Source organism: Pseudomonas chlororaphis subsp. aurantiaca (assembly GCF_013466605.1).
GTDB classification, from domain to species: domain Bacteria; phylum Pseudomonadota; class Gammaproteobacteria; order Pseudomonadales; family Pseudomonadaceae; genus Aquipseudomonas; species Aquipseudomonas chlororaphis_I.
In genome coordinates this window covers 857,233-870,665 of sequence record NZ_CP059162.1, presented here as the reverse complement: position 1 = coordinate 870,665, position 13,433 = coordinate 857,233, and the positions used below count along the sequence as shown (strand labels likewise).

13 protein-coding genes are annotated in these 13,433 nt (G+C 63.9%); 6 read left to right on the top strand and 7 right to left on the bottom strand.

Annotated features, from left to right (window positions below; translation table 11 throughout):
• Positions 1–202: 202 nt before the first annotated feature.
• The 3 genes from H0I86_RS03815 to mdaB form a co-directional block, all read right to left on the bottom strand.
• Positions 203–1,096 (bottom strand): NAD-dependent epimerase/dehydratase family protein, encoded by an 894-nt coding sequence (locus tag H0I86_RS03815; protein WP_180924091.1) that lies wholly within the window; start codon positions 1,094–1,096, stop codon positions 203–205.
• A gap of 211 nt (positions 1,097–1,307) precedes the next feature.
• Positions 1,308–2,219 carry a LysR family transcriptional regulator gene (locus tag H0I86_RS03810; protein ID WP_180924090.1) on the bottom strand — a complete coding sequence of 304 codons (912 nt, stop codon included), beginning with the start codon at positions 2,217–2,219 and terminating at the stop codon, positions 1,308–1,310.
• 173 nt (positions 2,220–2,392) lie between these two features.
• Entirely contained in the window at positions 2,393–2,983 is a 591-nt protein-coding gene (mdaB, locus tag H0I86_RS03805; protein ID WP_180924089.1) for an NADPH:quinone oxidoreductase MdaB, read from the bottom strand.
• Positions 2,984–3,186: 203 nt separating this feature from the next.
• Between mdaB and H0I86_RS03800 the strand changes: the two genes are divergently transcribed.
• Entirely contained in the window at positions 3,187–3,501 is a 315-nt protein-coding gene (locus tag H0I86_RS03800) for a putative quinol monooxygenase (RefSeq protein ID WP_097305687.1), read from the top strand.
• Here the strand turns inward: H0I86_RS03800 and H0I86_RS03795 are convergent.
• The gene (locus H0I86_RS03795; RefSeq protein ID WP_180924088.1) at positions 3,491–4,255 is read right to left on the bottom strand and encodes a sulfite exporter TauE/SafE family protein; all 765 of its coding nucleotides are present in this window, start codon (positions 4,253–4,255) and stop codon (positions 3,491–3,493) included. The genes H0I86_RS03800 and H0I86_RS03795 overlap by 11 nt on opposite strands.
• A gap of 201 nt (positions 4,256–4,456) precedes the next feature.
• Between H0I86_RS03795 and H0I86_RS03790 the strand changes: the two genes are divergently transcribed.
• Complete coding sequence (locus H0I86_RS03790) at positions 4,457–5,341, top strand: LysR family transcriptional regulator (RefSeq protein WP_180924087.1); 885 nt, start codon at positions 4,457–4,459, stop codon at positions 5,339–5,341.
• A gap of 93 nt (positions 5,342–5,434) precedes the next feature.
• Here the strand turns inward: H0I86_RS03790 and H0I86_RS03785 are convergent, their stop codons facing one another.
• Both H0I86_RS03785 and kynU read right to left on the bottom strand, forming a co-directional pair.
• Positions 5,435–6,844 (bottom strand): amino acid permease, encoded by a 1,410-nt coding sequence (locus tag H0I86_RS03785; RefSeq protein WP_180924086.1) that lies wholly within the window; start codon positions 6,842–6,844, stop codon positions 5,435–5,437.
• Positions 6,845–7,033: 189 nt separating this feature from the next.
• The gene (gene kynU, locus H0I86_RS03780; protein ID WP_180924085.1) at positions 7,034–8,284 is read right to left on the bottom strand and encodes a kynureninase; all 1,251 of its coding nucleotides are present in this window, start codon (positions 8,282–8,284) and stop codon (positions 7,034–7,036) included.
• Positions 8,285–8,471: 187 nt separating this feature from the next.
• Between kynU and H0I86_RS03775 the strand changes: the two genes are divergently transcribed.
• Positions 8,472–8,945 (top strand): Lrp/AsnC family transcriptional regulator, encoded by a 474-nt coding sequence (locus tag H0I86_RS03775; protein ID WP_180925787.1) that lies wholly within the window; start codon positions 8,472–8,474, stop codon positions 8,943–8,945.
• A 26-nt stretch (positions 8,946–8,971) separates the two neighbouring features.
• Here H0I86_RS03775 and H0I86_RS03770 read toward each other — a convergent pair whose 3' ends face one another.
• Positions 8,972–9,985, bottom strand: coding sequence for an AraC family transcriptional regulator (locus H0I86_RS03770; protein WP_180924084.1), 1,014 nt, complete (start codon positions 9,983–9,985; stop codon positions 8,972–8,974).
• A 516-nt stretch (positions 9,986–10,501) separates the two neighbouring features.
• Between H0I86_RS03770 and antA the strand changes: the two genes are divergently transcribed.
• The 3 genes from antA to antC are packed head-to-tail and all read left to right on the top strand — an operon-like array spanning position 10,502 to position 13,413.
• Complete coding sequence (antA, locus tag H0I86_RS03765) at positions 10,502–11,887, top strand: anthranilate 1,2-dioxygenase large subunit (RefSeq protein ID WP_180924083.1); 1,386 nt, start codon at positions 10,502–10,504, stop codon at positions 11,885–11,887.
• Positions 11,888–11,889: 2 nt separating this feature from the next.
• Complete coding sequence (antB, locus tag H0I86_RS03760) at positions 11,890–12,381, top strand: anthranilate 1,2-dioxygenase small subunit (RefSeq protein WP_180924082.1); 492 nt, start codon at positions 11,890–11,892, stop codon at positions 12,379–12,381.
• A 12-nt stretch (positions 12,382–12,393) separates the two neighbouring features.
• A complete protein-coding gene (gene antC / locus H0I86_RS03755) occupies positions 12,394–13,413 on the top strand; it encodes an anthranilate 1,2-dioxygenase electron transfer component AntC (RefSeq protein ID WP_180924081.1) in 1,020 nt (339 codons plus the stop codon).
• Positions 13,414–13,433: the final 20 nt, after the last annotated feature.

Here is a 13,433-nt window from a genome sequence, read left to right as displayed (position 1 = left end):
CGAGAGGACGAACCGGATGGCTGTCGTGCCGCCCTCGTGTTTGTGTAGCTGCTGCCGAGCCGGCGAGGCTGCGATCGGCAACGCAGTTGCCGCAAAACCTGAATCCGCGAACTGCCTGGAAAAACGCGCCAGCCGGTTTACGACGGCTACGCCGCCGAGCGCGGCCTCGCTGGCGCTCGACAGCGGCTACAGGGATAGCGGGTCAGAGCATCTCGTGGCGAATCCACTCCAGCACCGAGGTGCGCCGCGGCACCCAGCCCAGCAGTTCGCGGGCGTTCTTGCCCCGCACGCGGCTGTTGGAGCCCAGGCCGTAGTTGGCCATTTCATAGCCCCATTCGGCTTCGGCCTGGGCCAGCGGCCAGTCCTGCGGCGCGCCGAGGTGCAGGGCCTGGGCCATGGCGGTGGTCATGTCGATGAAGGAGGCTTCAGCGCTTTCGACGAAATAGAAGGTGCCCGGGATGTTGCGGGTCAGCGCCAGCAGGTACAGCGCCACCACGTCTTCGATATGCACGTTGGACCAGATGTTCTGCCCCGGCCCGACATGCCGCACCACGCCACTGTTGCGCGCCTGCTTGAGCAGTCGCGGCAGCTGCACGCTGTCGCGTTTCACGCCGAGGCTGTGGCCGTAGATCAGCGTGTTGCAGAGCACCGCCGAGTTCACCCCGTCCTTGGCCGCGGCCAGCACCAGGTTGTCGATGGCCACGCGCGCGGCCTTGTCGACGGTGGGCTCTGGCAGGTTGTTTTCCTGATAGACGACGTCGCTGACCTTGCCGCCCGAGGCATCGCCGACGATGCTCGAACCGCTGGTGTGCAGGAAGACCTTGTTCGAACCCTTGAGGGCCGCGAGCAGGACTTCCACCGCGCCACGATGGTCGCTGCTGGCGGCGTTGATCACCGCGTCGGCGGCACGCGCCTGCTCGGTCAGCACGACGCTGTCGTCCAGGCTGCCGAGCACCGGCTTGATGCCCAGGGCGCTGAGTTCGGCGGCCTGTTCGGCGCTGCGCACCAGGCCGGTGACTTGATGGCCGGCCTGGACCAGGCCGGTGGCGATGGAGCCGCCGATGAAACCCGCGGCGCCGGTAACGAATACATTCATGGAGAAACTCCCTGGGTGGGTAAGTGATGGCGCCAGTATCGGCGGGCGACTCCTACCGAAACAGGCAGGCTGGCCCAAATCACTCTTGCGCAGGGATCACGAATCAGGGATCAGCCTTCCCACGGGAATTGACCGCTGCAGGAGCCGGCTTGCCAGCGATGGCGCCTGCCCGGGCGGTATAAGGCGAGCCGGCTCCTACGGCAGAAAGGCCTCAGCCTTCGAACAGCGGATTGGCGTAATCGGCCAGCTTGCCCTGGATAAAGTCGAGGAAGCACTGGATGCGCAGGGCTAGTTGCGAGTTGCGGTAGTACACGGCGTTGATCGGCTGGCGATAGCCGCTGTTGAACTGGGCGAGGATCGGCGTGAGGCGTCCGGCGCGGATGTCGTCGATGGTCATGAAGTGCGACAGGCAGGCAATGCCCTGCCCTTCCAGCGCCAGGTGGCGCACCGTCTCGCCGCTGGAGGCGCTGATGCCCGGCTGGATCGGCCAACGGTCGCCGTGCACATGGCGCAACGGCCAGTGGTTGAGGCTTTCGGTCTGGGTGAAGCCCAGCAGGGTATGTTCGCTCAGCTCGGCCACGGTGCCGGGTGTGCCGTGCTGCTTCAGGTATGCGGGGCTGGCGAGGATATGCAGCGGGCTGCAACCGAGCGAGCGCGCATGCAGGGTCGAGTCCGCCAGGGTGCCGATGCGGATCGCGATATCGGTGCTCTGTTCCAGCAGGTCGATGATCAGGTCGTTGCTGTTGAGCTCCAGCTGGATGTCCGGGTACAGGCTACGGAACTCGGCGATGTAGGGCACGATGGCGTGCAGCATGAACGGCGAAGCGGCGTTGATCCGCAGGCGCCCGGACGGCGTCTGCTGGCGAGACGACAGGCGTTCTTCGAGCTCGTCCATCTGGTCGAGGATCAGCTTGGCCTGCTCGAAGAAGTACTTGCCCTCTTCGGTCAAGTCCATGCGCCGCGTGGTGCGGTTGATCAGCGTGGTATCGAGCTTGGCCTCCAGGCGCGACAGGGTGCGGCTGACCGCCGACGGCGTCTGCCCGACCTGCTCGGCCGCCGCGGAAATCGAACCGCACTCGATGACGCAGACGAAGGTCTGGAGTTCGTCGGATCTGGCTTTCACGTAAGTCCTCTATCTCGGTTGGGCGCCCTGTAGCCGCTGTCGCAGGCTGCGATAAGGCCGAAGGCCTTCAGCGATCTCACGACCTTGCGCCCCCTTCGGTGGCGATCGCAGCCTGCGGCAGCGGCTACAGGTCCCGCATCGGGTTCGCGGCACGCCACCGATAGTAGCCGGATTTACGCGGGGAGGTTGAACACCGCCTTGAGGTGTTCTTCATAACGCTGCACATCGACCTCGATGTTCGGCCGCTTCATCACGTCGACACAGAGGAAGGTCGGCAGGCCGCGCATGCCGAGGAACTGGTTGGCCTTGTGGAACGGGAAGTACACCGCGTCCACGCCCTTGGCTTCGAAGAAGTCGGTCGGGTCGTCGAAGGCTTGCTGCGGAGCGTTCCAGGTCAGCGACAGCATGTACTGCTTGTCGTGGATCAGGCCGCCGCTGCCGTATTTCTGCGAGGCGTCGGAGCGGGTGCGGCCGTCGCTGGCGTAGAGGCTGCCGTGGCCCTCGGTGAAGACTTCGTCGATGTACTTTTTCACGATCCAGGGCGCGCCCATCCACCAGCCCGGCATCTGGTAGACGATCACGTCGGCCCAGAGGAACTTGGCCACTTCTTCCTTGATGTCGTAGCCCTCGTCGATGTGGGTGACTTTGACGTCCACGCCGCCACGGTCCAGCACCGCCACCGCGGCTTCATGCAGGGTCGCGTTGTAGCGGCCGTCGGAGTGGGCGAACTTCTTGCCACCGTTGAGCAACAGTACTTTTTTCATGATCCAGCCTCATCAGGAACAACCCTTTGGCGCTGCGCTGCAGGGCCGGGTCGAGAAGATTAAAAACGATGGGCGGAGAATATCGTTGAAAGACGATATGAATAAGCGCGATCCAGGCAAAAAACATTTGACCAATACGCACGAATAGACGGCGGATTCGTGTCGTAGAATTTTTTAAAACTCCCTTACCCAGGAACCGCCCCATGTCCGAACAGCACGGTTTTATCCTCCACGCCAAGACCCGCCCGGAAATGTCCGAGGCCTTCGAAGCGCTGTTTCGCGCCTATGTCGAGCCAAGCCGCGCCGAACCCGGCTGTATCGAGTACCACATGCTGCGCGACCAGCAGGACCCGAGCCTGTTCATTTTCTATGAGATCTGGGCATCCCAGGCGCACCTGGACGTGCACTCCAACCTGCCGCACATGAAGGCGTTCTTCGACAAGCGCATGGATTACCTGGAACGCGACTTCGATATCCGCCGTATCGACATGCTCAGCCCGTCGTCCGCTAGCCGCTGATCAGCAAGTGGCCGCCGAGCAACCCAAGGCCACCAAAGAACACCCGCTTGAACAGCACGGCGCTGATACGCTGGCGCAGCGCCTGGCCCAGCCACATGCCGAGCAGCGCCGGGATCAGCGCCAGCAACGAGGCGCTGAGTTCGCCGCCACCCAGGGCGCCGCGCCAGTACAGGCCGGCCGCCAGGGCCAGGGTCGAAACGGTGAACGACAACCCCAGGGCCTGCACCAGTTCGTCCTTGTGCAACCCCAAGGCCTGCAGATAAGGCACCGCCGGAATCACGAACACTCCGGTAGCCGAGGTGATGACGCCCGTCACCAGTCCACAGGCCGGACCCAGCCAGGCTTCCATTCGCGGCCGCAGCCGCAGGGTTGGCAGCAGCAATCCGCTCAGGGCATAGAGCAATAACGCCGCCCCCAACGCCCGCACCACCCAACGCCCGCCGTCGATCCCCAGCCACAGGCTGCCCAGGCCGGTGCCGATAAAGATCGCCAGCAGCATCGGCCACAAGCGCTTGAGCAAGCCTCGCAAATGCCCGCCAAACGCCAGTTGCCAGACATTGGTCAGGGTCGCCGGAATGATCAGCAAGGCCGCAGCCTGCGTCGGTGCCATAGCCAGGCCGAGCAGGCCCATGGCGATGGTCGGCAGGCCAAGGCCGATCACGCCCTTGATCATGCCAGCCAGGACAAAGGTACCAATCACCAGCAGGGACAGGAGCAAACCGAGGTTCTGGTAAAACGCGAGGGAGGTGTTCATGGCGCTATCCTGCGCCGGCGGTGGTGGGCTGAAAATCTGCCATATACTGAGGCAGCCTCTTGATTGGCGAGAGGCTGGAGATTTTCAGTGGCTGTGATGGCCTTATCACGGGCAAGCCTCGCTCCTACCGATGACCGTCTTCTGTAGGAGCGAGGCTTGCCCGCGATAGCCGCGCAGCGGCGCTTTCAAGGGACCCGCCCCATGCACTTCGACCTGACCGACCTGCGCCTGTACCTGAACATCCTCGAGGCCGGCAATATCACCGCCGGCGCCAGCCGCAGCCATTTGTCCCTGGCCGCCGCCAGTGCGCGGATCCGCGCCATGGAAGCTTCCCTGGGCACCGAGTTCCTCCAGCGCGGCCGCCGCGGCGTCAGCCCGACGCCCGCCGGCAAGGCCCTGGCCCAGCACGCGCGCGGCCTGCTGCAACAGGCCGAACACCTGCGCCAGGACCTGGCCGAATACGCCCGGGGCGTCAAAGGCCAGGTGCGCCTGTTGTGCAACACCACGGCGATCACCGAATACCTGCCGGAGCCGCTGGCGGACTTTCTCTGCGCCCACCCCAACCTCGATATCGACCTGCAGGAACTGCCCAGCCTGCGCATCACTCACGCCCTGCGCCAGGGCGCGGCGGACCTGGGGATAGCGTCCGACGCGGTGGATACCCAGGACCTGCAGACCCTGGCCTTTCGCGACGACCCGCTGGTGCTGGTCCTGCCCGCCGACCACCCGCTGGCGGACGGTCGGGCGGTGAGTTTCAGCGACAGCCTGCACCACGACTATGTCGGCCTTGCCGCCCACAGCGCCCTGGCCGTGTACCTGGAAGAACAGGCCCTGCACCTGGGGCTGCGGATGCCGATCCGCATCCGCGCCGACGGCTTCGACGGGGTGATACGCATGGTCGCCCGGGGCGCCGGGCTGGCGGTGGTGCCCAGGGCCGCCGTCGAACGCCGGGGGCCGGATGCATCGCTCAAAGTGCTGCCGCTGATGGAGGCCTGGGCGCAACGCAAATTGCTGCTCTGCGCCCGCGACTTCAACGCCCTGCCGCCCTACGCCAAGGCTCTGTTCGAGGCCCTGCGCGGCGCTTGAGCCATGGCGGCAAATTTCAGGGCTGGTCGCTCAAGAAACGCTTAGGCTCGGCAAGCTGTAGAGGCTGCCAAGCCGTGTTTCACCCGAGCATGGTCAGACCTTGGACGGGTTCAGCTCGGTAGCGGCGCGGGGTTTCCTGAAGCAGGCGAAATACACCGCCGTCAGGATCAACAGGAACGGCACTCCGAACACCAGGGTCATCTTGAAGGCCTCGGTGAAGTAGGTGGTGATCATCACCGCGCCCATCAGCACCAGGCCCAGCAACGTGCTCCAGGGGAACAGGCGCATGCGGAACGACAGCGGCTGCTCGCCGTGGCGCTGGTGGTAACGACGGAAGCAGTAGTGGGTGAGAAAGATCATGAACCAGGTGAAGATCGCGCCGAACATCGAGATCGCCATCATCAGGGTGAACGAGCTTTCCGGGTACAGCACGTTGATCAGGGTCGCCAGGCCGATCCCGGAACTGGACAGCAGCAAGGCATTTAGCGGGATGCCGCTCTTGCTCAGGGCGCCCATGGACTTGGGTGCATAACCGCCGCGGGACAGGCTGAACATCATGCGCGTGGTGATGTACAGCTGGCTGTTCATCGCCGACAGCGCGGCGATCAGGATCACGAAGTTCATCACCCCGGTGGCGCCGGGGATGCCGATGGTCTGCATCACCGTGACGAACGGGCTCTGCGCCTTGCCGGCCTGGACCCAGGGCACGATGGCCAGCATCAGCGCCAGGGTCAGCAGGTAGAACACCACCAGCCGCACCATGGTCGCGCGAAAGGCCTTTTTCACCGCGCGCTGCGGGTCCTCGGCCTCGCCGGCGGCCACCGCGATCATCTCCACGCTCAGGTAGCTGAAGATCGAGACGATCACCGCGATCCACATGCCCTGCACGCCGTTGGGGAAAAAGCCGCCGTGGGCGCTGTAGTTGTGCAGGCCGTAGTCGGCGTTGCCGGAGCCGAACACCACGTACACCGCGAGGATGATGAAGCCGACGATGGCGGCGATCTTGATGGTGGAGAACCAGTACTCGAAATTGCCGAAGGTTTTCACGCTGATGGCATTGAGCAGGATCAGCACGCTGGAGAACGAGACGATCCACACCCACTCCGGCACGTGGGCGAACCAGTACTTCATGTACATGGCGATGGCCGTGACCTCGGCGCCGACCGCCAGGACGATGGCCGCCCAGTAGGCGTAGCGCACCAGGAACCCGGCCAGCGGGCTGATGTAGAACTCGGCGTAGGCGCCGAAGGAGCCGGAGGTGGAATGGGCCACGGTCATTTCCGCCAGGCAGCCCATCAGCAGCAGGGTGATCAGCGCGCCGATGGCGTAACTGAGCAGCACGCTGGGGCCGGCGTAACCGATGGCGTAGGCACTGCCCATGAACAGCCCGGTGCCGATCGCCCCACCGATGGCGATCATGCTCATCTGCCCGGCCGTGAGCTGGCGGCGCAAGCCCTGTTCACGGTTGGAAATCGCTGCAAAACCCTTGTTGGTCGTGGTCACGTTTGTGAGCCTCTTATTGTTATTGGCACGCTTGATGGCTTTGTCTTGTAGCCGCTGGCGCAGCCTGCGATCGGCGACGAAGTCGTCGTGAAACCGGGCAACGCGGTGTTTCAGTTACACCGCGTGCACCGGTCTTGCGCCTGCTGCGCAGTCGATCGCAGCCTGCGGCAGCGGCTACAGGTATCGGGTTCAGGTCACGCTGTGGCGGATCTGGAACTGCGGCTCGGCCCAGGTCTTTTCGTCGAGGATTTCACCGAGGATCTGCACCGCGTCCCAGACTTCGCTGAAGCGGGTGTACAGCGGCGTGAAGCCGAAACGCATGATCCGCGGTTCGCGGTAGTCGCCGATCACGCCCCGGGCGATCAGGGCCTGGATCACCGCATAACCTTCGGGGTGCTCGAAGCTGACATGGCTGCCGCGCTTGTCGTGTTCGCGCGGGGTCACCAGCTTCAGGCCATGGGCCGCGCAGCGCTGTTCCACCAATTCGATGAACAGGTCGGTCAGGGCCAAAGACTTGCGGCGCAGGCTGGCCATGTCGGTCTGCTCGAAGATCTCCAGGCCGCACTCGACCATGGCCAGCGAGGTGATCGGCTGGGTGCCGCACAGGTAGCGGGCGATGCCGCTGCTCGGCCGGTATTGCGCCTCCATGTCGAACTGCCGCGCATGGCCGAACCAGCCGGACAGCGGCTGCTTGACCAGGTCGCAGAGCGCCGGCGAAACCCACGCGAAGGCCTGGGAGCCCGGGCCGCCGTTGAGGTATTTGTAGGTGCAGCCGATGGCGTAGTCGGCGCCGGCCTGCTTCAGGTCCACCGGCACCGCGCCGGCGGAGTGGGCCAGGTCCCACAGGCTCAGCGCGCCGCATTCGTGGGTCAGCGCGGTCACCGCCTGCATGTCGTGCATGTAGCCGGTCTTGTAGTTGACGTGGGTGAGCATGACCACCGCGGTGTCTTCGCCAATGGCCCGGGGCAGCTCCTCGGGGCTGTCCACCAGGCGTAGGGAATAACCCTGTTGCAGCATCTCGGTCAGGCCTTCGGCGATGTACAGGTCGGTGGGAAAGTTGCTGCTCTCGCTGACGATCACCCGCCGCTGCGGCGCCTTGAGCGCCTGCACCCGCAAGGCGGCGCTGAGCACCTTGAACAGGTTGATCGAGGTGGTATCGGTGATCACCACTTCGTTGGCATCGGCGCCGATCAGTTTGGCCAGGCGGTCACCGAGGCGCTGGGACAGGTCGCGCCAGCCGGCGGTGTTCCAGCTGCGGATCAGGCCATTGCCCCATTCCTCGGCAATCACCTGTTGCGCCCGTTGCAGGGCCGCCACCGGGCGGGCGCCGAGGGAGTTGCCGTCGAGATAGATCACCCCGTCGGGCAGCGCGAACTGATTGCGCAGCGGTGCCAGCGGGTCCTGTGCGTCGAGGGCCAGGCAGTGGTTTCTTGTTGTCATGGGAGGTCCTGTTTTCACTATGGCGTGCGGCAGCGCACGCAAATGCCGGAGGCGGCATCGGCGGCTGCGCGGTGAAGAAATAATGAACGAAGCCCTGGAGAATTTTCGTGCAAAATGCGCTATGAGAGCGGCACAGCCTCGAAGATTGTTCGACTACAACTTAAAAAAACGCGGATAAATGCCAACCATGATTCTCGACTCGACAGACCTGCGAATCCTGCACTTCCTGCAACAGGACGGCCGTATCAGCAACCAGGAGCTGGCGGAGAAAGTCGCCCTCTCGCCCTCGGCCTGCCTGCGTCGCCTGCGCCTGCTGGAGGGCGAAGGCATCATCAGCGGCTATCGCGCGGTGCTCAACGCCGAGCGCCTGGGGATCGAGCTGGAAGCCATCGTCCATGTGTCGCTGCGCCAGGACGTGGCGGACTGGCACGAGACCTTTATCAAGAAGGTCCAGCTGTGGCCGGAAGTGGTGACCGCCTATGTGATCACCGGCGCCAGCAACTATGTGCTGCGGGTCCAGGCGCGCAACCTCAAGCACTTCTCGGATTTCATCGTCAATCACCTGAACCGCACGTCCGGGGTCACCGACATCCGCTCGGAAATCGTCCTGCAGAAAATCAAGGAACAGGACGGTCTGCTGGACCTGGTGCTGCGCAAGTAAAACGGCTGGCCTGTGGGGTACAGGCCCTACAAACCGCCCAGGCGCCGCGCATCGTGGCGCTGCAGGGTGACGCTGGGCGACTCGCCGAACAGCTTGCGGTATTCGGCGGAGAACCGCCCCAGATGGCTGAAACCCCAGCCCAGGGCGATTTCGGAAATGGTCCGCGCCGAGCCGTGTTCGAGGATCTCCTGGCGCACCGCGTTGAGCCGGTACTTCTTCAGGTAGACCATCGGCGACAGGGCGAAATACTTCTTGAAGGCCTCGAACAGCTTGAAGCGCGAGACTCCGGCGGCGGCTTCCAGGTCCTCCAGGCACAGCGGCTCGCGGGCGTTGGCGTGAATGTACTGGCGGGCGCGGACCAGGTAGTGGGGCAACTTGACCTCCAGCACCTGGCGCAGCTCCGCCGAATAGTTGTTCGGCTGGGCGAGGATCAGGCCCTTGATCAAGGAGCTTTCCAGGTCGCGGGTGAAGGCCAGTTGTTCGTACAGCTCGCTGCTGCGCTCCAGTTCGGCGATGAAATAGCGCGCCATGCGCCACCAGGACGCCGAAGCCCCCTCCACCGCATCCATCACCGCCTCGAAGCGCAGCGGCGCATCCGGCGGCCGTTGCAGCAAGGCCTCCAGCGCTTCGCTCATGGCCGCCCGGGTAATCACCACCTGGACTTTGCGGCAGTCGCCGGAGATCGCCAGCATCTGGCTTTCGTTGGGGGCGATGATCACCCCCTGGTCACGGTTGGAACGCAGCAGCCGGCCATCCTTGCTCAGTTCCTGATCGCCGCTCAGTGGCAGGCTCAGGCTGTAGCTGCTGAAGCGCTCGGCGTCTTCGATATCGATGGTGACGTCGGTGCCGTATTCGATGGTGCCCAGGGTGGTGGCCCGCGACTTGAACACATTGGCGCTGTGGTGAAAGCGGATGCGCTCGGGGGTGCTGGTTTCGAGCCGGTGCGGCCCGCAAATGCCAGACATCCAGCTTCTCGCCCCCTCGAGGTCGTAGCGATCGATACGAATATCACGAAACTGCGAATCAGCCTTGCTATTCATCACGGCGCACCCACGGCAATATTTTTTTGCGCGCTCTGACGGCGCGTCTGGCTTGAACGACTGGCTTGCAGGAGCAAGTTTTGCGCCACCGCCCGGCACTGCCAACCGACTGGATAGCAATCGCCAACTAAGTGGATAGAACCCGTCCACCCGGTGCGTAAAACCCACGCAAGACTGCGCCAAACAGTAGCTCATCGCGACATCGCGGTGCAGCCGTTGATCGCCTGGGGCGCCGGCCGTGGGTATTTCCACCACACCCGAACGCCGCCCCCGTAGCCGCTGCCGCAGGCTGCGATCGGCGACGCAGTCGTCGCAAGACCTGAGCCCGCGATCCGCCTGAAACACCGCGATACCCGGTTTGTGCCTGCTACGCAGGCGATCGCAGCCTGCGGCAGCGGCTACAGGTGGCCGGGCAATTTTATGGATGGCCTTGGCCAACTAAGCGGATAGCCACCCCAGCCCCGCACTCTCTCTAATGCATGCACCGATTGGCCTGAACAAGAAAGGTACTCACTCATGAGTGGTGCAAGAAACACAGAACAATGGAAAAACTTCATCGACGGCTGCCTGGACTTTCGTCCGGACGACGGCGTATTCCGCATCGCCCGGGACATGTTCACCGAGCCCGAGCTGTTCGACCTGGAGATGGAACTGATCTTCGAGAAGAACTGGATCTACGCCTGCCACGAAAGCGAGCTGGCCAACAACCACGACTTCGTGACCATGCGCGCCGGGCGCCAGCCGATGATCATCACCCGCGACGGCGAAGGCCGGCTCAACGCGCTGATCAACGCCTGCCAGCACCGCGGCACTACCCTGACCCGGGTCGGCAAGGGCAACCAGTCCACCTTCACCTGCCCGTTCCACGCCTGGTGTTACAAGAGCGACGGGCGCCTGGTGAAGGTCAAGGCGCCGGGCGAATACCCCGAGGATTTCGACAAGGCCACCCGCGGCCTGAAGAAAGCCCGCATCGACAGCTACAAGGGCTTTGTCTTCATCAGCCTCGACGTCCACGCCGACAACTCCCTGGAGGACTTCCTCGGCGACGCCAAGGTGTTCTTCGACATGATGGTCGCCCAGTCGCCCACCGGTGAACTGGAAGTCCTGCCCGGCAAGTCCGCCTACACCTACGACGGCAACTGGAAACTGCAGAACGAGAACGGCCTCGACGGTTATCACGTGAGCACCGTGCACTACAACTACGTGGCCACGGTGCAGCACCGCCAGCAGGTCAACAGCGAAAACGGCGGCGCCAGCGCCACCCTCGACTACAGCAAGCTCGGCGCCGGCGACGCCAACACCGACGACGGCTGGTTCGCCTTCAACAACGGCCACAGCGTGCTGTTCAGCGACATGCCCAACCCTTCGGTGCGCTCCGGCTACGCCACCATCATGCCGCGGCTGGTGGAGGAATACGGCCAGGAAAAGGCCGAATGGATGATGCACCGCCTGCGCAACCTCAACATCTACCCCAGCCTGTTCTTCCTCGACCAGATCAGCTCGCAGCTGCGGATCATCCGCCCGCTGGCCTGGAACAAGACCGAGATCATCAGCCAGTGCATCGGGGTCAAGGGCGAGTCCGACGCCGACCGGGAAAACCGCATCCGCCAGTTCGAGGACTTCTTCAACGTCTCGGGCATGGGCACCCCCGACGACCTGGTGGAATTCCGCGAAGCCCAGCGCGGCTTCCAGGGCCGCCTGGAACGCTGGAGCGACATTTCCCGCGGCAGCCACCGCTGGGAAACCGGACCGACCCGCAACAGCGAGGCCATCGGCATCCAGCCGGCCATGACCGGTACCGAATTCACCCACGAAGGGCTGTACGTCAACCAGCACCGCAACTGGCAGAAATTCCTCCTCGACGGGCTGGCCAGACAATCCCTGAAACTGCGTGAGGTGTGAACATGAGTGCGCAACTGCAATACCGTATCGAACAGTTTTTCTACCGCAAGTCGGAGCTGTGCGACGCCCAGGACTGGGACGCCTACCTCGAGCTCTTCGACCCGCAGAGCGAGTTCCACCTGCCGCAGTGGGATTCCGAGCATGTCTACACCACCGACCCGAAACGCGGCATGTCGCTGATCTACTACGCCAGCCGCTCGGGCCTGGAAGACCGGGTGTTCCGTATCCGCACCGGCAAGGCCGCCTCGACCATTCCGATGCCACGCACCCTGCACAACATCAGCAATGTGCGAATCGCCGAGCAGGCCGATGGCGGCCTGCAAGTGCGGCTGAACTGGCACACCCTGTTCTATCGCCTGACCACCGCCGAGCAGTTCTTCGGCCATGCCACCTACAACCTCAAGGCCCACGGCGACAGCTGGCTGATCACCCGCAAGCATGTGCTGCTGCTCAACGACACCATCAACTCGGTGCTCGATTTCTACCACCTCTGACGGAGACCGGGCATGAATCACAAGGTCGCGTTCAGCTTTGCCGATGGCAAGACGCTGTTCTTCCCTGTAAACGCCAACGAAATACTGCTCGACGCCGCCCTGCGCAACGGTATCAAGATCCCCCTCGACTGCCGCGAAGGCGTCTGCGGCACCTGCCAGGGCCGCTGCGAATCGGGCAACTACAGCCAGGACTACGTGGACGAGGAAGCCCTCTCCAGCGCGGACCTGGAGCAACGCAAGATGCTCAGTTGCCAGACCCGGGTGCAGTCCGATGCCACCTTCTACTTCGACTTCGATTCCAGCCTGTGCAGCGCCGCAGGGCCCGCACAGCTGGGCGGCACGGTCAGCGAGGTGCGCCAGGTCTCCGACAGCACGGCGATCCTGCAACTGCAACTCGACCAGGATCAGGCGGCGCTGGACTTCCTGCCGGGGCAATACGCCCGGCTGTCGATCCCCGGCACGTCGAGCAAACGCTCCTACTCGTTCGCCAACCGCTCGGGCAGCCAGCAGCTGCAATTCCTCGTGCGCCTGCTGCCCGACGGCGCCATGAGCAACTACATCCGCGAACGTTGCCAGGTCGGCGACCGCATCGAACTGGAGGCGCCACTGGGGGCCTTCTACCTGCGCCATATCGTCCGGCCGCTGGTGCTGGTGGCCGGCGGCACCGGGTTGTCGGCGCTGCTGGCGATGCTCGAACAACTGGTCGCCGACGGTTGCACCCAGCCGGTGCACCTGTACTACGGGGTGCGCAACGTCGCCGACCTGTGCGAAACCGCGCGTATCGAGGCTTATGCCAGCCAACTGCAGGGCTTTCGCTACACTCCGGTGATCAGCGAGCCGACGGCGGACTGGCCGGGCAAGCGCGGTTACATCGCCGAGCATTTCAACTGCAGCGAACTGCGCGATAGCCCGGTGGACATGTACGTCTGCGGACCGCCACCGATGGTCGAGTCGATCAGGAACTGGTTGCAAGATCAGCAGCTTGAGAGCGTTCAGCTGTATTACGAGAAGTTCACCGAGAGTAATATCTGATCCGTCCGCCGTCAGCCGCG